14 protein-coding genes and 3 pseudogenes are annotated in these 17,881 nt (G+C 70.4%); 3 read left to right on the top strand and 14 right to left on the bottom strand.

What is annotated here, in order from left to right; genetic code table 11:
• Positions 1-3: 3 nt before the first annotated feature.
• The 12 genes and pseudogenes from AAG689_RS14535 to AAG689_RS14480 form a co-directional block, all read right to left on the bottom strand.
• Positions 4-1,095, bottom strand: coding sequence for a DNA topoisomerase IB (locus AAG689_RS14535; RefSeq protein WP_406622632.1), 1,092 nt, complete (start codon positions 1,093-1,095; stop codon positions 4-6).
• Positions 1,096-1,225: 130 nt separating this feature from the next.
• Positions 1,226-1,916, bottom strand: a pseudogene (locus AAG689_RS14530) (response regulator).
• Entirely contained in the window at positions 1,913-3,337 is a 1,425-nt protein-coding gene (locus AAG689_RS14525) for an ATP-binding protein (protein ID WP_406626345.1), read from the bottom strand. The pseudogene AAG689_RS14530 and the gene AAG689_RS14525 overlap by 4 nt, the downstream one beginning before the upstream one ends.
• A gap of 69 nt (positions 3,338-3,406) precedes the next feature.
• Positions 3,407-3,691: a hypothetical protein gene (locus AAG689_RS14520; protein WP_406622631.1), complete on the bottom strand. Its 285-nt coding sequence runs from the start codon at positions 3,689-3,691 to the stop codon at positions 3,407-3,409.
• A 37-nt stretch (positions 3,692-3,728) separates the two neighbouring features.
• Positions 3,729-4,529, bottom strand: coding sequence for an intradiol ring-cleavage dioxygenase (locus tag AAG689_RS14515; protein ID WP_406622630.1), 801 nt, complete (start codon positions 4,527-4,529; stop codon positions 3,729-3,731).
• 96 nt (positions 4,530-4,625) lie between these two features.
• Positions 4,626-5,399 (bottom strand): Crp/Fnr family transcriptional regulator, encoded by a 774-nt coding sequence (locus AAG689_RS14510; protein WP_406622629.1) that lies wholly within the window; start codon positions 5,397-5,399, stop codon positions 4,626-4,628.
• A gap of 108 nt (positions 5,400-5,507) precedes the next feature.
• Complete coding sequence (locus AAG689_RS14505; RefSeq protein ID WP_406622628.1) at positions 5,508-6,218, bottom strand: response regulator; 711 nt, start codon at positions 6,216-6,218, stop codon at positions 5,508-5,510.
• A pseudogene (locus AAG689_RS14500) lies at positions 6,215-7,619 on the bottom strand (ATP-binding protein). The gene AAG689_RS14505 and the pseudogene AAG689_RS14500 overlap by 4 nt, the downstream one beginning before the upstream one ends.
• Before the next feature lie 183 nt (positions 7,620-7,802).
• Positions 7,803-8,822, bottom strand: coding sequence for a glycine betaine/L-proline ABC transporter substrate-binding protein ProX (proX, locus tag AAG689_RS14495; protein ID WP_406626344.1), 1,020 nt, complete (start codon positions 8,820-8,822; stop codon positions 7,803-7,805).
• A gap of 32 nt (positions 8,823-8,854) precedes the next feature.
• Positions 8,855-10,114 carry a glycine betaine/L-proline ABC transporter permease ProW gene (gene proW / locus AAG689_RS14490; protein ID WP_406622627.1) on the bottom strand — a complete coding sequence of 420 codons (1,260 nt, stop codon included), beginning with the start codon at positions 10,112-10,114 and terminating at the stop codon, positions 8,855-8,857.
• 49 nt (positions 10,115-10,163) lie between these two features.
• A pseudogene (gene proV, locus AAG689_RS14485) lies at positions 10,164-11,393 on the bottom strand (glycine betaine/L-proline ABC transporter ATP-binding protein ProV); the annotation flags it as partial.
• Positions 11,394-11,889: 496 nt separating this feature from the next.
• A complete protein-coding gene (locus tag AAG689_RS14480) occupies positions 11,890-12,501 on the bottom strand; it encodes a TIGR00645 family protein (RefSeq protein WP_020230461.1) in 612 nt (203 codons plus the stop codon).
• Between the two features lie 172 nt (positions 12,502-12,673).
• Between AAG689_RS14480 and acs the strand changes: the two genes are divergently transcribed.
• Both acs and AAG689_RS14470 read left to right on the top strand, forming a co-directional pair.
• Entirely contained in the window at positions 12,674-14,671 is a 1,998-nt protein-coding gene (acs, locus tag AAG689_RS14475) for an acetate--CoA ligase (RefSeq protein WP_406622626.1), read from the top strand.
• 133 nt (positions 14,672-14,804) lie between these two features.
• The gene (locus tag AAG689_RS14470) at positions 14,805-15,299 is read left to right on the top strand and encodes a hypothetical protein (protein WP_020230463.1); all 495 of its coding nucleotides are present in this window, start codon (positions 14,805-14,807) and stop codon (positions 15,297-15,299) included.
• Positions 15,300-15,383: 84 nt separating this feature from the next.
• On the opposite strand, the gene AAG689_RS14465 is transcribed toward AAG689_RS14470, so the two are convergent.
• The gene (locus AAG689_RS14465; protein ID WP_020230464.1) at positions 15,384-15,689 is read right to left on the bottom strand and encodes a c-type cytochrome; all 306 of its coding nucleotides are present in this window, start codon (positions 15,687-15,689) and stop codon (positions 15,384-15,386) included.
• 107 nt (positions 15,690-15,796) lie between these two features.
• On the opposite strand from AAG689_RS14465, the gene AAG689_RS14460 reads away from it, so the two are divergent.
• Positions 15,797-16,039: a TIGR04438 family Trp-rich protein gene (locus AAG689_RS14460; RefSeq protein ID WP_020230465.1), complete on the top strand. Its 243-nt coding sequence runs from the start codon at positions 15,797-15,799 to the stop codon at positions 16,037-16,039.
• Positions 16,040-16,163: 124 nt separating this feature from the next.
• Here the strand turns inward: AAG689_RS14460 and ilvD are convergent, their stop codons facing one another.
• A complete protein-coding gene (gene ilvD / locus AAG689_RS14455) occupies positions 16,164-17,858 on the bottom strand; it encodes a dihydroxy-acid dehydratase (RefSeq protein WP_406622625.1) in 1,695 nt (564 codons plus the stop codon).
• Between the last annotated feature and the right edge of the window lie 23 nt (positions 17,859-17,881).

Raw genomic sequence — 17,881 nt, 5'->3', positions numbered from 1 at the left:
ACGTCAGCCCCGGCCGCGTCGGCGCTGCGGCTGGCGCAGAAAGGCCAGCAGCCGCCGCTCCGCAGCGCTCAGCACCCGGGGCGATGCGGCGCCGCCGATGCGCTCCCAGATGCGCTGCATGCCAGGCCCGGCATCGGACGCCAGGCGCTCGCCCAGCGCCAGCACCGTGGGGTGGATGTACGACTTCCTGCACACGGCCGGCGTGTTGCCGAGCTGGCGCGCCACTTCCACCACGATCTGCCGCGCCGCCGCTGCATCGGCCTGCGGCAGCGTGCAGGCCTGGCGCGTCAGCTCCAGCGCCTGCACCGTGCCATGCCAGGTGCGGAAGTCCTTGGCGGTGAAGCGCTCGCCGCCCCCGCCCGCGATGCCGGCCAGGTAGTCGTTCACGTCGCCCGAGCCCACGGTGTGCAGGGCGCCGTCGCCGTCCTCGTACTGGAACAGCTCCTGGCCCGGCAGCTGCTGGCAGCGGCGCACCACGCGCGCCACGCGCGGGTCGTCCAAATGTGCTTCCTGCTGCACGCCGCTCTTGCCGCGAAAGCGCAGCGTGATGCGGCTGCCGCGCACGCCCGCGTGGCGGCTGCGCAGCGTGGTGAGGCCGTAGGAGCCGTTGCTGGCCGCATATTCCTCGTTGCCCACGCGCAGGTAGGTGGTGTCCAGCAGGCGCACGATGGTGGCGAGCACCACGGTGCGCGCGAGCGGCGCGCCGCTCGCCGCGAGGTCGCGGGCCACACGCGCGCGGATGCGCGGCAGCGCGCGGCCGAACGCCAGCATGCGGTCGAACTTGGCCTCGTCGCGCACTTGGCGCCACTGGGTGTGGTAGCGGTACTGCAGGCGCCCGCGCGCGTCGCGCCCCGTGGCCTGCAGGTGGCCTTGCGGCAGCGGGCAGATCCACACGTCGGTGTAGGCAGGCGGGATGGCCAGGCGGCGGATGCGGCCGATCTCCTCGTCGTCCGTCAGCCACGCGCCGTCGGGCGTGCGGTAGCGAAAGCTCTTGCCGCTGCGCACGCGGCTGTGGCCGGGCATGCGCCGGTCCACGTAGAGCAGGCCGCCGGGCAGGCGCTGCGGCGGGGCGGGGGTGGCGGTGGCTGCGGACATGCGCCCGATCAGACTGCGGCGCGGGGCCGCAGCCTGTCGGCGGAGGCTGGCGGTTGGCGTGGGATGGTTTCCAATGAAATTGGCTGCCAGCGCTTATGCAGCAAGCGCAAGCAGCTATCAAAAGAATAGTTCAGCCCCTCGGCGGGTCGAACGCGAAGCCCACGCCGTAGACCGAGCGGATCCAGTCGTGCTCGCCGTCGCCCGCGGCCTTGAGCTTCTTGCGCAGGTTCTTGATGTGGCTGTCGATGGCGCGCTCGTTCACGTCCAGCGTGTCGCCGTAGGCCAGGTCGAGCAACTGCGCGCGAGAAGATGCGCCCGCTCTGGCGCGTGAGCGCCTGCAGCAGCCGGAATTCGCGCCGCGTGAGGGCCAGGGGCTGGCCGTGCAGGCGCGCCTGCCACAGCGTTTCGTCCAGCGCCAGGGCGGGAGCATCCTGCACGGAGGCGCCGAGCAGGCCGCCGCGGCGCAGCACGGCCTTGACGCGCGCCACCACTTCGCGCGGCGAGAAGGGCTTGCAGATGTAGTCGTCGGCACCGAGTTCCAGGCCGATGAGGCGGTCCACCTCTTCCACGCGCGCGGTGAGCATGATGACGGGGCTGTGCAGCGTGCGCCGCATCTGGCGCAGCACCTCCAGCCCGTCCAGGCCGGGCAGCATGATGTCGAGCAGCGTCAGGTCGGGCGGCGCCTCGCGGATGCGGGCGAGGGCCGTGCGGCCGTCGGCGATGTGTTCGGCGGCGTAGCCGGCGTGGCGCAGGTAGTCGAGCACCACGCTGGCGATGTCGGCCTCGTCTTCGACCACGAGGATGCGGGCGGGGGCGGTCATGGCAGGTTCTCCAGCAGCGGCAGCAGCAGCACGATGCGCAGCCCGCCCAGCGGCGAGGCCTGGGCCGCGATGCGCCCGCCGTGCGCCTGCACGATGGCGCGGCAGATGGCCAGGCCCAGGCCCGAGCCGCCGGCGTCGCCGCCCGTGCGCGTGCGCGCGCTCTCGGCGCGGTAGAGGCGCTCGAACAGGTGCGGCAGTTCGTGCGCGGCCACGCCGGGGGCGCTGTCGTCCCACTGCAGGCGCAGCCAGGCGCGGCCGTGTTCGCGCTCGGTGCTGGCGGCGATGTGCAGCTGGCCGTCCGCGTGCGTGTAGCGCAGCGTGTTCTCCAGCAGGTTGCTGAAGACCTGGTGCAGCTGCTGCGCGTCGCCCAGCACCAGGGGCTCGGCGCCGGGCCAGGGCAGGCCCGGGGTCTGCACCTGGATGCGGGCCTGTTCCAGGCGCGGGCGCATGCCGGCCAGGGCCTCGGCGACCAGCGCCAGCGGATGCACCGGCACGTGGCTGGCGGCGGGTGCGGCGGCGGCGCCGTCCAGGCTGGCGCGCAGATCGCCCACGAGCTGGATCAGGCGCATCACCTGGCGGTGCAGGCGCAGCGCGGTCTTGTCGTCGAAGGTGCGGATGCCGTCCTGCAGCGCCTCGATCTCGGCGCGCATCGCAGCCAGGGGCGTGCGTAGCTCGTGGGCCACGTCACCTAGCCACTGGCGGCGCGAGGCCTCCAGCCCGGCGAGCTGGCCGGCCATGTCGTTGAAGGTGCGGGCCAGCTGCGCGAGCTCGTCGTCGCCCGCGGCCTGCACGCGCGCATCCAGCCGGCCTGCGGCGATGGCGCGCGCGCCTTCGGCCAGCGCATGCACGGGCGCGAGCCAGCGGCGCGCGAGCCAGGCCGACAGCGCCAGGGCCAGCGCCAGCCCGGCCAGGCCCGTCCAGACGGCGAAGCCCAGGTGCTCGCGCAGCACGGCGCGGTCGGCCTCGCCCTGCAGTTCGTCAGGCGCGGAGAGCACGAGGTGGCCGATGACGGCGCCGTCGGCCCCTTTCAGCACCTGCCGCGCGGCGCCCGTGTGCGGCGGGCTGCCGGCGACGGGCCGGCCGTCTGCATCCAGCAGGCCCAGGCGGCCGCCATAGGCCGGCGAGGGACCGCCCGGCCCGCCGTCGGGCGGGGGCGGCGGCCGGTCGGGCGGCTCTCGGAAGTCGCCGGGCATGCCGGGCGGGCCGTCGCCTCCGCCGGGACCGCGCTGGCGCAGCTGGCGCCACAGGCCAGGGCGGCTGCGCAGTGTGTCCCAGCCGCCGGCTTCCTGGTAGTGCCTTTGCAGGCGCTCGACCAGCCAGTCCATGCGCGCCAGCTCGATGCTGGCCACGTAGGAGCCCAGCCCGCGCTGCAGCGACCAGCGCGAGAAGCCGGAGAACAGCAGCACCAGCACCACCAGCATGGCCGCGAGGGCGATGAAGGCTTTGCTTTGCAGGGTGAGGCGGGGCAGGCGCAAGGCGGTGGATCCGGATCAGCTCATCGGAGGCGGGGGCGGGCGGTGGCCGCCGGGGTGCCCGTTGGGCATGGCGGCGAGGGCGGAGCCCGAGGACGTGGGGATTGTGCGGCAGGTGCCGTCCAGGGTCTTGCCGCCGGGCAGGGCGATGGTGACGGCGTCGCCCTCGGCCTTGCCCTGGCAGGCCGTGAAGGCCTCGGGCGGCGGCGGGGGCGGTGCGTGGCGCTGCCCGTCCTGCGCCAGCGCGGGCGCCAATGCGACGCACAGCAGCGCGGCGAGGAGGGAGGGGAGAAGGTGCTTCATGGCGTGCTCTCTTTCGTGCAGGAGGGGGTGGATCGGTTCAGGCGGCGATGGCGATGGTGATCGCGGCGGTGTAGCCGCCGCTGGCATCGGCCTGCATGGACGTCATTTCCAGCGCGTAGCCGTCGCTGAAGACGTTGTCGGTCTGGAAGCTGATCGACGCCAGGTTGCGCACGCTGTTGCTGTAGCCCGCGTTGGCGTTGTAGATGGCGCCCATGACGTCGGTGGGAAAGGCGAGCTGCGTGGTCTTGAGCGCGTTGCTCGCGGTGGTGGCGGCGGCCAGGCTCGGGTAGATCTCCAGGTGCATGTGCGGCATGCGGCCGGCGTAGCAGCCGGGCACGACGGTGGTGAAGGTGGCCGTGCCGCCGGCGTCGGTGGCCTGCACGCCGCGCAGGTAGTTGGCGGCGATGGTGCCTTCGGTGTAGACGGAGTAGTCGCCCTCCTGCGTGCAATGCCATAGGTAGATGGCGTAGCCCGACAGCGGCGCGCACGCGGTGCGCGTGCCGGTCAGCGTGATGGTGAGGGTGAGCGGCACGCCCGCCACGGGCGTGGAGGAGCCGATGCTGTAGCGGATGTCCGAGCGCACGATGCCGCTCAGGGCGAGCACGTTGTAGCTGCGGTTGCTGGCGCTGGAACCGTCGGCGGGGTAGGGGCCGGCGGTTTCCTGCGGCACTTCGGTGCAGGTGCCCGCGGCGGCGCCGGTGTCGGTCGCGCCGCTGGCGTCATCGCTGCCGCCGCCGCAGCCCACCAGGGGTGCGAGTCCGAGCGAGCCCAGGACGCCCAGCGCCAGCCGGCGCCGGGCCTGCATGTCGGAGCGGGAGGAGGGGGATGCGGGGCGCATGGCGTGGGTCCTTTCGTGGTGAGGACGCCACTGTGCCGGGCAAGATGGGAGAAATTGTGGGCAGGCCGGGCCTGGCGCCCGGGGCGTGCGGGGCGCTCAGTCCTGCGCTTCGGCCGCGGCGCACTGGACCACGAGGGCCTCCAGGCGCTGCACGTCGTGCACCTCGATGCCGCGCGGGCGCACGCTGATGAGGCCCTCGCGCTCCATCCACTTCAGCTCCACGTTCACGCGCTGGCGCGAACCGCCCAGGAGCTGGGCGAGCTCGTCCTGCGCCAGCGACAGGCCGATGGAGCGTGGCTCGCCGGGCTCCACGCCGCGCGGCCCGAAGCGGTGCAGCAGGTGCAGCAGGCGCTTGGCCAGCCGCGCGCGCAGCGGCAGCGTGGCGATGTCTTCCATCAGGCCGTAGATCAGGCGCATGCGCCGCGCCTGCAGTGTGAGCAGCGCGGTGCCGAAGGAGGGATGCTCCAGCAGTAGGGCGCGCAGGGTGTCCTCGGGCACGCTCAGCAGCGTGGTGGGGCCGTGGGCGTGGGCGTCCGACGTGTTGGGGCCGCGCTGCAGCACCTCGGCCTCGCCCACCCAGATGCCGGGCTCCGCATAGGTCAGCGTGACCATCTTGCCCTCGGGCGTGGTGCGGCGAAACCGGATGGCGCCGCTTGCGCAGGTGAACCATTCGCGCGCGGTCTGGCCCTGCTCTGCGATGAGGTCGCCGTGCGCGTAGCGCGTGACCTGGCCCAGGCGCAGGATGTCGTGCCGCAGCGAGGCCGACAGCGACGCGAACCAGCGGCCACGGTTGATGGCCTCGCGCTCCTGCTGCGTGAGCAGGGGGCGTTGGAGGGAGCGGTCGATGCAGAGGCGCAGGGGTGCGTTCATGAAGATCGGAACGAAGCGATCAGGCTGGCGCTGGGGGGAGCGGAACATTCTAGGGGCGGGGTGCCCAGGGGCCAAGCGCGCAAAGGCGCCTTCGCGACAGGGTTTTGGCTAGTCGCCGCCATCTGCCTGCGCGTCCGGCGGGTCGAAGGCGAAGCCCACGCCGTAGACGGAGCGGATCCAGTCGTGCCCCGCCGGGTCGGCCGCGCGCAGCTTGCGCCGCAGGTTCTTGACGTGGCTGTCCACCGCGCGCTCGCTCGGGTCCTGCGCGGCGCCGTCGCCGGCATGCTCCAGCAGGTGTGCGCGCGAGAGCACGTTGCCGTGCCGGGCCATGAGGGCGCGCAGCAGGTGGAATTCGCGCGGGGTGAGCGGCACCGGCGTGCCGTGCAGCGTGGCCTGCTGCTGGGCTTCGTCGAGCAGCAGTGCGCCAGGGACTGCCTCGGGGGGCGGTGGCGGCGTGCGCCGGCGCAGCACGGCCTTGACGCGCGCCACCATTTCGCGCGGCGAGAAGGGCTTGCAGATGTAGTCGTCCGCGCCCAGCTCCAGGCCGATGAGGCGGTCCACCTCTTCCACGCGCGCGGTGAGCACGATGACGGGGCTGTCGGTGTGGCGGCGGGCGCGCCGCAGCACCTCCAGGCCGTCGATGCCGGGCAGCATCACGTCGAGCACGGTGAGATCGGGCGGGTGCGTGCCCGTCAGGTGCGCGAGGGCGCTGGCACCGTCGACGGCGTGCTCGGTGTCGAAGCCCGCGTGGCGCAGGTAGTCGAGCACGATGCCGGCGATATCGGGTTCGTCCTCCACGACGAGGATGCGCGCGGTCATGCGGATTCCTCCAGCAGCGGCAGGGTGAGGGCGATGCGCAGGCCGCCCAGCGGCGAGGCGCTGGCCTCGATGTGCCCGCCGTGCGCCTGCACGATGGTGCGGCAGATGGCCAGGCCCAGGCCGGAGCCGCCCAGGTCGCCCACGGCGCGGTGGCGCGAGGCCTCGGCGCGGTACAGGCGCTCGAACAGGTGCGGCAGCTCGTGCGGCAGGGCGCCGGGCGCGGTGTCGTCCAGGCGCAGCTGCAGGCGGCCGCGCTGCACGCTGGCCGAGATCTCCAGCCGGCCGCCGGGGTCGGTATAGCGCAGGCTGTTTTCCAGCAGGTTCAGGAACACGCGGTGCAGCTGCTGCGCGTCGCCGCGCACCCGCGGCCCGCCCTGCGCGGCGGCCAGCGCCGCCAGGTCGGGCAGTGCGTGCAGGGCGACGCCTGCTTGGTCGAAGCGCGACTGCATGGCGGCCATGGCCTCGCGCAGCAGCGCAAGCGGCCGCACGGGGGCCAGCGCGGCGGGCGGCTCGCCGCCGGCCATGTCCACGCTGGCGCGCAGGTCGCCCACCAGGTGGATCAGGCGCATTACCTGCCGGTGCAGGCGCTGCGCGGTGCGGGCGTCGAAGCGGCGCACGCCGTCCTGCACGGCCTCGATCTCGGCGCGCATGGCGGCGAGCGGGGTGCGCAGCTCGTGCGCCATGTCGCCGATCCACTGGCGGCGCGAGGCCTCCATGCTGGCGAGCTGCTCGGCCATGTCGTTGAAGGTGTGGATGAGGCGCGTGAATTCCTCGCTGTCGGCCTGCTCGGGCACGCGCGCCTGCAGGCGGCCGGCGGCCAGCGCCTGGGCGCCTTGCACCAGCGCCCCGATGGGCCGCAGCCAGCGCCGCGCGAGCCACCACGACAGCAGCAGTGCCAGCGCCAGGCCGGCCACGCCGGTCCAGGCCACGAAGCCGAGCTGCTTGGCGAGGAAGGCCCGGTCGGCGTCGCGCTCCAGCCCGTCGGGCGGTGCCAGCACGAGGTGGCCGACGGTGCGGCCCTCGCCGTCGCGCAGCGCCGTGCGCGCGCCACCGGGCCGCGGCGGCGCGCCGGCCACCAGCGCGCCGCGCGCGTCCACCACGCCCAGGCGGCGCGAGAGCGCGTCCACGGGCTGCTGCGCGGAGGGTTCGGGTGTGCAGCAGCAGCGGGTCCGGCGGGGGCGTGGTGGGGCCGATGACGGGCATGTGCAGGTTGCGCGGGCGCCGCAGCTCGCGCCACAGGCCGGGCTGGCCGTGCAGCGTCTGCCAGCCGCCGTGCTGCACGTAGATGGCTTGCAGCCGGTAGGCCAGCCAGTCCATGCGGGCCAGCTCGATTTCGGCCACGTACGGCCCCAGGCCGCGCTGCAGCCCGATGCGCGAGAAGCCCACGAAGATCAGCAGCATGACCACCAGCAGGGCGGAGAGTGCGGCGAACGCCTTGCCTTGCAGGGTGAGGCGGGGAAAAGAAGGCACCCCGCGAGGATGGCATGGCCCCGCCCGGGCCATGCAACCAGTTGCTACGCTATCAATAGCTGCCAGCGCTTTATGGGAAAGCGCTGGAGGCCAATTTGATACATATCTTTCAGATCACTTGGCGGCTTGCAGCGCCTGGCCGATCCAGCCGTCGAAAGCCTTCTGGTGGGCCTTGATCCAGCCGTCCACGTGGCGTTCGATGTCGGCGGGCTTGTTCTGGCCCTGGCTCATCAGGTGGTTCTGGGCGTTGATGTCGCCCACGGGCAGCTGCATCACCTCGAACAGCTTGGCGGCGGCGGGGTTCTTCTCGGCCCAGGCCTTGTTGGCGACGATCTGCTGGTTGTTCACTACGAAGCCGTAGTTCTTGCCGTTGGGCAGCTTGGTGTCCATGCCCTTCTGCTCGCCGGGCAGCGAGGAGAAGGGCACTTCGAGCCACACCACGTCCTTGCCGGGCTTGAGCTCGTTGCTCACCCAGTAGGGCGTCCAGGTGTAGTAGAGCACCGGCTTGCCTGCGCGGAAGCGCGTGATGGTGTCGGCGATCAGCGCGGAGTAGGTGCCCTGCTGGTGCGTGACGGTGGGACGCAGGCCGTAGGCGTCCAGGTGGTGCTCGATCATGGCCTCGCAGCCCCAGCCGGGGTTGCAGCCGGTCAGGTCGGCCTTGCCGTCGCCGTTGGTGTCGAACAGCTTGGCGATCTCGGGGCTCTTGAGCTGGTCGATGCGGGTGATCTTGTGCGCGTCGGCCGTCTTCTTGTCGATCAGGTAGCCCTGCGCGGCGTTGCCCGAGTAGATGCCCTTGCGGTAGAGCTTGGCGTCGCCGCCCGCGTTCTTGTAGTAGTCGGCGTGCAGGGGGTTCCAGTGGTCGGCCATGAAGGTCGCGTCGCCGTTGGCGATGGCGACGTGGGCGGTGGGATATTCCACTTCCTTGATGGGCTGCACTTCGTAGCCGAGCTTTTGCAGCGCCTTCATGACGAGCAGGGTCTGGAAGGTTTCCTCGGCGATCGAGCTCTTGAGCGGCAGCACCTGCACGCCTTTGCCAGGAAGGTCGGCAGCCATGGCGCCGGCGCAGGCGAGGGCGGCGGCGGCCGCGCCGGCGCGCAGCCATGCCAGGCGCCAGGTGGTGGTGTGATGGGTCATGGGAAAGCTCCTTTCGTTGTGGTGGATCGGGTTCAATGCGCGGTGGATTCGCGCGCGGCCGGCTGAGCGGCCTCGGTGGGGGGCGCCGCGGGGCGGCCGCTGCGCAGAAGGCGCACCACCAGCCCGGCCGGGCCGGTCTGCCACCAGCGCACGCTGGCGCGGCGCGGCTCGCCCATGGCCTGGGTGATGCGGTCGAGCACGATGGCCAGCAGCACGATCCCCAGGCCACCCACGGTGGCCAGGCCCATGTCCAGGCGGCCGATGCCGCGCAGCACCATCTGGCCCAGGCCGCCCACGGCGATCATCGAAGCGATGACCACCATCGACAGCGACAGCATCAGCGCCTGGTTGATGCCCGCCATGATCGAGGGCATGGCCAGCGGCAACTGCACCTTCCAGAGCAACTGCATGGGCGAGGCGCCGTAGGCGCGGCTGGCCTCGATCAAATCGGGCCGCACCTGGCGGATGCCCAGGTTCGTGAGACGGATGAGCGGCGGCAGTGCGAACACGATGGTCACGATCACGCCCGGCACGTTGCCGATGCCGAACAGCATCACCACGGGCACGAGGTAGACGAACGCGGGCGTGGTCTGCATCGCGTCGAGCAGCGGGCGCGTCCAGCGCTGGGCGCGGTCGCTCGCGGCGAGCACGATGCCCGCGGGCAGGCCGATCACCACGCAAAACAGCAGCGAGGTGAGTACCAGCGCCAGCGTGACCATGGCGTCGGGCCAGATGCCCAGCAGCGCCACGAACGCCAGCGACGCCACCGTGCCCACGGCCAGCGCGCGCCCGGCGAACTGCCAGGCCACCAGCGCCAGCAGCATCGTGAGCACGGGCCAGGGAACGGCCAGCAGCAGATCGGTCACGCCCATCAGCGTGGCGTCGATGGGCGCGCGCACGGCCTGGAAGAAGGGGCGGAAGTTGTCCACCACCCAGTGCAGGCCGTCGTTGATCCAGCCCTGCACGGGCAGGCCGTCGGTGGTGATCTGGTGCCACAGGGTGGCGAGACTGCCGTCGTCGGCGGGCGCGGTCACGGCATTGCCGCCGCCGAGCCAGTCGGCGCCGGCCTGCGCGGCGTCGGTCGCGGAGGCATCGCTGCCGCTCCAGGGGTCGCCGGGGACGGCTGGCGAAGGCGCGGCCTCCGCGGCGGCCGCGCCCCATGGGTCGCTGGCGGGTGCGTCGGCCGCGGGAAGGCCTTGCAGGCTGCCTGCGTCCATGGGCGCGCCCTCGGGCGCCTGCACGGGCTCCCAGGGGGTGGGGGCCGTGCTCTCGCGGGTCATGTCGTCGTTCATGCGGGTTCTCCTGTCGGTGGTGCCGTTCAGCCCGCGGCGTGCAGTTGCACGGGGGGCGTTCGGCCTGCGGCGGCGGCACGGGCGGCGTGTCGCGGTCGAGGAACTTCATCAGCGTGGTGCGGCTGACCACGCCCACGTACTTGCCGGCCTCGTCCACCACGGGCAGCGGGCAGGGCGCGGTGGACATGGGCCCGAACAGCTCGGCCACGGGTGTGCCGGCCGCGAGCGGAGGGGCGTCCGGCAGGAACGCGTGCTGCAACCCCAGCGGCCCCTGGTGGCCGCGCAGCGCATCGCGCAGCGACTGCGAGGACACCACGCCCAGGTAGCGCTTGTCGGCGGTGAGCGCGTAGGCGTGGTCGCGGTCGGAGTCCTCCAGCAGCTTGAGCGCGGCGCGGCAGCCGCGGTCGTCGCGCTCGGAGACGACGGTGAGCGCCTGTCGCGCGATGTCGGCGGCCTTGAACACGGCCGCTGCGTCCACGCCGCGCACGAAGCTGCGCACGTAGTCGTCGGCCGGGTTGCGCAGGATCTCGTCGGGCGTGCCCACCTGCACCACGTGGCCGTCCTTCATGATGGCGATGCGGTCGCCGATGCGCATGGCCTCGTCCAGGTCGTGCGAGATGAAGACGATGGTGCGGCGCTTGACCTGCTGCAGGCGCAGCAGCTCGCTCTGCATTTCGGTGCGGATGATCGGGTCCAGCGCCGAGAACGCCTCGTCCATCAGCAGGATCGACGGATCGCTCGCCAGCGCCCGTGCCAGGCCCACGCGCTGCTGCATGCCGCCCGAGAGTTCGTCGGGGTAGCTCGCGCCCCAGGCGCCCAGGCCCACCTGCTCCAGCGCTTCCTGCGCGGCGCGGTTGCGCTCGGCGCGGTCCACGCCGGCCAGCTCCAGGCCGAAGGCCGTGTTGTCCAGCACCGTCATGTGCGGCATCAGCGCGAACGACTGGAACACCATGCTGATGTCCTTGCGGCGCAGGGCGCGCAGCGCCTTGTCGGAGAGCTGGTTGATGTCCTGGCCGTCCACCAGGATGCGGCCGTCCGTGGGTTCGATCAGCCGGTTGAGCATGCGCACCAGCGTGGACTTGCCCGAGCCTGACAGGCCCATGACGACGAAGATTTCTCCGGCCTCGATGGTGAAGCTGGCGTCGAACACGCCGATGGACTGGCCCGTGCGCTCCAGGATCTCCTGCTTGGCGCAGCCCTGGCGCACGAGCTGCAGCGCCTCCTGCGGCGCGTCGCCGAAGACCTTGAACACATGGTCGATGATGATTTGCTTGGCCACGTCGTGGGTCCTCCCTCGAATCGGTTGAACGCTCGCCCCGGCCGCCCGCGAGCGGGCCGGAACACGAAGGCCGAAGCACATGCCTACACAAGAGAAACCCCGATGCGGCGGCCGTGCCGGCGTACTCGCCAGGGGCGAGCACGGCCGTCAAGCCGGTAGGAGGGTGGTCACGCGATGTGGCCAGATCGGCCCGAATGGCACGCGAAGGGGTGCGCAAGGGCCTGGGTGCGCGGCGCGGCAGGCCGCGCCCACGCGGGAGCCAGAAAAGCCGCACGGCGGCGGCAGGGCTCCCTCGGGCATCAGGGCCGGAACTTCGGCCACTAGCGCCGCAGGCCGGCCTCAGAAGGGCGCAGGCCTCGGCAAGGGGATCCGCCGCTGATGAAAGGGCGGATTACCTGCATGGCAGGTTGTAAAACACGCTAAAAGTATATTTATTGTGTTTTTTTGAGTCAAAAAACAGGTTTTTTGCGATGTGGTATATGCGCCGGCCGCTCAATCAGTGGTCGCCATGCCCATTGCCGAGCAGCTTGTCGGTCAGCGCGATCGCCAGTGCGCTGAGCAGGAAGGTGATGTGGATGATGGTCTGCCACATCAGCACCTTCTCGCTGTAGTTGCCGGCATTGATGAAGGTCTTGAGCAGGTGGATGGAGCTGATGCCGATGATGGACAGGCCCAGCTTCACCTTCAGCACCGAGGCATTCACGTGGCCGAGCCATTCGGGCTGGTCCGGGTGGCGCTCCAGGCCGAGCCGGCTCACGAAGGTCTCGTAGCCGCCGACGATCACCATGATGAGCAGGTTGGAGATCATCACCACGTCGATCAGCGCCAGCACCACGAGCATGATCACCGTCTCGTTGAGCGAAGCGACGGCGGCCTCGGGCTTGTAGCCGATGCTGGTGGTGAGCGCGTGCAGCGCTTCCTGGCTGCCGAAGGCGGCTTCTATCAGGTGCCACAGCTCGAGCAGGAAGTGCCATACATAGACGCCCTGGGCGGCGATCAGGCCCAGGTACAGCGGAAGCTGCAGCCAGCGGCTGGCGAAGATCAGGGCCGGCAGCGGGCGCAGCGGCGTGTTCGCCGCGTCGACGGAAGGGGGGAGTTGGGAGGCCATGGGGGGACTGCAGGAAAAAACGGGTGCGCGATTGTAGGGACTGCGCGCGCCGCATCCATGCCGGTGCCATGGGCGTGGAACGTGTTTACGATCGTGCCTGCCGCCGTCAGTGGCTTGTAAGTACGGCGGGCCACAGTACCGCCCAGAATTCTTAGCTTCAGGAGACAAACCCATGAGTGCTTCCACGTCTGCGATCGAATCCGTGCTGGTGGAAAACCGCGTCTTCCCGCCCGCCGACAACGTGGTGAAGGCCGCCCGCGTGTCGGGCATGGCCGGCTACGAGGCCCTGTGCGCAGAGGCCGAGAAGGATTTCGAAGGCTTCTGGGCGCGCCTGGCGCGCGAGCAGCTGCAATGGACCAAGCCGTTCACGCGCACGCTGGACGAGTCCAACGCGCCGTTCTACAAGTGGTTCGACGACGGCGAGCTCAACGCCAGCGCCAACTGCCTGGACCGGCACATGGGCACGCCGGTCGAGAACAAGACGGCCATCCTGTTCGAGGCGGACGACGGCACCGTCACCCAGGTCACCTACAAGGAGCTGCTGGCCCGCGTGGCCCAGTTCGCCAACGCGCTCAAGGCCCAGGGCATCGCCAAGGGCGACCGCGTGGTGATCTACATGCCCATGACCATCGAGGGCGTCGTGGCCATGCAGGCCTGCGCGCGCATCGGCGCCACGCACAGCGTGGTGTTCGGCGGCTTCTCGGCCAAGGCGCTGCAGGAGCGCATCATCGACGCGGGCGCCGTGGCCGTGATCACGGCCAACTACCAGCTGCGCGGCGGCAAGGAGCTGCCGCTCAAGTCCATCGTGGACGAGGGCATCGCCATGGGCGGCTGCGAGTCGGTCAAGACCGTGCTGGTTTACGAGCGCACGCCCACTGCCTGGAACCGCGTCGCGGGCCGCGACAAGACCTTCGCCGAGGCGCTGGCCGGCCAGCCGACCGAATGCGCACCCGTGCCCGTGGGCGCCGAGCACCCGCTCTTCATCCTCTACACCTCGGGCTCCACCGGCAAGCCCAAGGGCGTGCAGCACTCCACCGGCGGCTACCTGCTGTGGGCCAAGCAGACGATGGAGTGGACCTTCGACATCCAGCCCAGCGACACCTTCTGGTGCACCGCCGACATCGGCTGGGTCACGGGCCACACCTACATCGCCTACGGCCCGCTGGTCGCGGGCGCCACGCAGGTCGTGTTCGAGGGCGTGCCCACCTACCCGAACGCAGGCCGCTTCTGGCAGATGATCGAGCGCCACAAGGTCACCGTGTTCTACACGGCGCCCACGGCCATCCGCTCGCTCATCAAGGCGGCGGATTCCGACGCAGCGGTGCACCCGAAGAACTGGGACCTGACCTCCCTGCGCATCCTGGGCAGCGTGGGCGAGCCCATCAATCCCGAGGCGTGGATGTGGTACTACCGCCACGTGGGCGGCGAGCGCTGCCCCATCGTGGACACCTTCTGGCAGACCGAGAACGGCGGTCACATGATCACGCCGCTGCCGGGCGCCACGCCGCTGGTGCCGGGCTCGTGCACGCTGCCGCTGCCGGGCATCGCCGCGGCCATCGTCGACGAGACGGGCAAGGATCTGCCCAATGGCTCGGGCGGCATGCTGGTCGTCAAGCGCCCCTGGCCCAGCATGATCCGCACCATCTGGAACGATCCCGAGCGCTTCAAGAAGGCCTACTTCCCCGAGGAGATGGGCGGCACGATCTACCTGGCCGGCGACGGCGCGGTACGCGACGCCAAGACGGGCTACTTCCGCATCACGGGCCGCATCGACGACGTGCTCAACGTCTCGGGCCACCGCATGGGCACGATGGAGATCGAGTCCGCCCTGGTCGCCAAGACCGACCTGGTGGCCGAGGCCGCAGTGGTGGGCCGCCCCGACGACCTGACGGGCGAGGCCATCTGCGCCTTCGTGGTCCTGAAGCGCCCGCGCCCCATGGGCGACGAGGCCAAGCAGATCGCCAAGGAATTGCGCGACTGGGTGGCCAAGGAGATCGGCCCCATCGCCAAGCCCAAGGACATCCGCTTCGGCGAGAACCTGCCCAAGACCCGCAGCGGCAAGATCATGCGCCGCCTGCTGCGCTCCATCGCCAAGGGCGAGCAGATCACGCAGGACACCAGCACGCTGGAAAACCCGGCCATCCTGGACCAGTTGGCGCAGTCCAACTGACCCCCAGTCTTTCTGGACGAAGGCCGCCCCGGGGGCGGCCTTTTCGTTTGTAGGATCAGCGCGCGAATACGCCAGCGTGCCGTGAAAAGCGGCCTAGCCTGGGGTACAACCGGGGCTTCACCGGGAGTCCACCATGCATTTCAGAACCATCATCCTGACGCTCATCGTGCTGGCCATCGGGGCGCTGGCGGCGCTCAACTGGACCACGCTGGCGGCGCCTACGACCGTGTCGCTGGGCGTGTCCACCGTGGAAGCGCCGCTGGGCCTCGTTATGCTGGCGCTCACCGTGCTGCTGGCGGTTTTCTTCGTGGCCTACGTGCTGACGCTGCAGGGCTCCGTGCTCATGGAGACGCGGCGCCATGCCAAGGAAATGACAGCCCAGCGCGAGCTGGCTGACCGCGCCGAGGCCTCGCGCTTCACGGAGCTGCGCGCCTTCCTGGAAACCCAGCACCGCACTTCGCACGATGCCCTGCTGGCGCGGATCGATGCGCTGGAGGCGCGCATGGCGGCGCGCGCCCAGGAGTCCGAGAACGTCACAGCGGCCTACGTGGGCCAACTGGAGGACCAGTTGCACGCACGCGGCAGGGCGCCGCTGCCGCAGGACCGCAAGGAGCCCGGCCTGCTCTGAAGCCGGCGCTCCAAAAACAAAGGCCGCAGCGCGTGAACGCTGCGGCCTGCCAAGTGCCTCGCCCCGCATGGCGGGGCGGCGCCATCACTTCATTGCCAGAATCCAGTCGGCCAGCTTCTTGGCATCGGCTGCATTGACCTGCGCGTTGGCTGGCATGGGCACGGGGCCCCACACGCCGGAGCCGCCCTTGATGATCTTCTCCGCCAGCTTGTCGGCAGCGCCTGCCTGGCCGCGGTATTTGGCGGCCACGTCCTTGTACGACGGGCCCACCAGCTTCTTGTCCGTGGCATGGCAGGCCATGCAGTTCTTGGAGGTGGCGAGGGCCTGGTCGGCGAGCGCGGGCGCTGCAACCGACAGGGTCATGGCCAGGGTGATCAGGGTACGCTTCATGGTGGGGTTCCTCTAGGGGGTGGAGTACATTTATCCTTCAATGTCATTGTAGTGTTGGGGGTTGACGGGCCTGGCACGAAAGTGCGCGCCACATCGGGGAATGAACCATGTACACACTGCTTTTGGGCCTCTTGTTGATACTTCTCAAATACCTGGAAATCGGGCCCGTCGCCACCTGGTCCTGGTGGTGGGTGCTCTCGCCGCTGGCCGTCACCGCGGCATGGTGGGCATGGGCCGATGCCACGGGCTACACCAAGCGCAAGGCCATGGAGAAGATGGACAAGCGCAAGATGGACCGCGTCAACAAGCACAAGGAAGCCCTGGGCATGGGGCAGCGCAAGCGGCGCTGACAGGCCTTCAAAAACACGCCCGCAGCCGGGAGCGGCTGCGGGCTTTTTTTATGCACCTGCGCAGGGGAGGTGGCTATCTTTGTGATAGCTGCTTGCGCTTGATGGGCGGGCGTTTGTAGCGGTTTTACTTGAAATCGTCCAGCACGGCACCTTTGCTGGCGCTGGCTGCGTTGAAGGCGAACTTGGCCTGCACGCCGCGCGTGTAGCGCGGCGCGGGCGGCTGCCACTGGGAGCGGCGGCGGGCCAGCTCGGCATCGTCCACATGGAGCTGCAGCAGGAGCTGGTGCGCGTCGATGGTGATGCTGTCGCCCTCGTTCACCAGGCCGATGGTGCCGCCCGCGGCGGCCTCGGGCGCCACGTGGCCCACGACCATGCCCCAGGTGCCGCCGGAGAAGCGTCCGTCGGTGATCAGGCCCACGCTCTCGCCCAGGCCCGCGCCGATCAGCGCGCCCGTGGGCGCCAGCATCTCGGGCATGCCGGGGCCGCCCTTGGGGCCCAGGTAGCGCAGCACCATCACGTCGCCGGCCTGGATCTTCCCATCCAGGATGGCCTGCAGCGCGGACTGCTCGTCGTCGAACACGCGCGCGGGGCCGGTGATCACGGGATTCTTCAGGCCGGTGATCTTGGCCACGGCGCCCTCGGGGCTCAGGTTGCCCTTGAGGATGGCCAGGTGCCCCTGCGCGTAGAGCGGCTGGTCGATGGAGCGGATCACGTCCTGGTCGGCGCGCGGCGCATCGGGCACGTCGGCCAGGGTTTCGGCGATGGTCTTGCCGGTGATGGTCAGGCAGTCGCCGTGCAGCAGGCCGGCGTTCAGCAGGATCTTCATCACCTGGGGGATGCCGCCCGCGTTGTGCAGGTCCACCGCCAGGTACTTGCCGCTGGGCTTCAGGTCGCAGATCACCGGCACCTTCTGGCGCATCCGCTCGAAGTCGTCGATGGTCCACTCCACGCCCGCCGCGTGGGCGATGGCCAGGAAGTGCAGCACCGCGTTGGTGGAGCCGCCCGTGGCCATGATGACGGCCACCGCGTTCTCGATGGATTGGCGGGTGACGATGTCGCGCGGCTTCAGGTCGCGGCGGATGGCCTCGATGAGCACGCGGGCCGATTCCTTGGCCGAGTTCTGCTTCTCGTCGTGCGGGTTGGCCATGGTGGAGGAGTAGGGCAGGCTCATGCCCAGGGCCTCGAACGCGCTGGACATGGTGTTGGCCGTGTACATGCCGCCGCACGAGCCCGTGCCGGGTATGGCGTGCTGCTCGATGTTCTTGAGCTCCTGGTCGCTCATCTTGCCCGCCGCGTTCTGGCCCACGGCCTCGAACACGCTGACGATGTTCAGGTCCTGCCCGTTCCAGCGGCCCGGCAGGATGGTGCCGCCGTAGACGTAGATGGCCGGCACGTTGGCGCGCAGCATGCCCATCATGCCGCCGGGCATGTTCTTGTCGCAGCCGCCCACGACGAGCACGCCGTCCATCCACTGGCCGCCCACGCAGGTCTCGATGCAGTCGGCGATCACCTCGCGGCTCACCAGGCTGTACTTCATGCCCTCGGTGCCCATGGCCATGCCGTCGCTGATGGTGGGCGTGCCGAAGACCTGGGCGTTGCCGCCGGCCTCCTCGATGCCGGCGATCGCCGCGTCGGCCAGCTTCTGCAGGCCGCTGTTGCAGGGCGTGATGGTGCTGTGCCCGTTGGCCACGCCCACCATGGGCTTGGCGAAGTCGCCTTCCTGGTAGCCCATGCCGTAGAACATGGAGCGGTTGGGGGCACGGGACTTGCCCTGTGTGATGTTGGCGGAGCGGCGGTTCAGGGGGAGAGAGTTCGTCATGGCAATCCTGGCTTCGGTGGGGA

Source organism: Acidovorax sp. SDU_ACID1, from assembly GCF_045291395.1.
Taxonomy (GTDB): Bacteria; Pseudomonadota; Gammaproteobacteria; order Burkholderiales; family Burkholderiaceae_C; genus MR-S7.
Note: the sequence above shows the minus strand (reverse complement) of the source record. Positions and strands in the feature narration are given on the sequence as shown.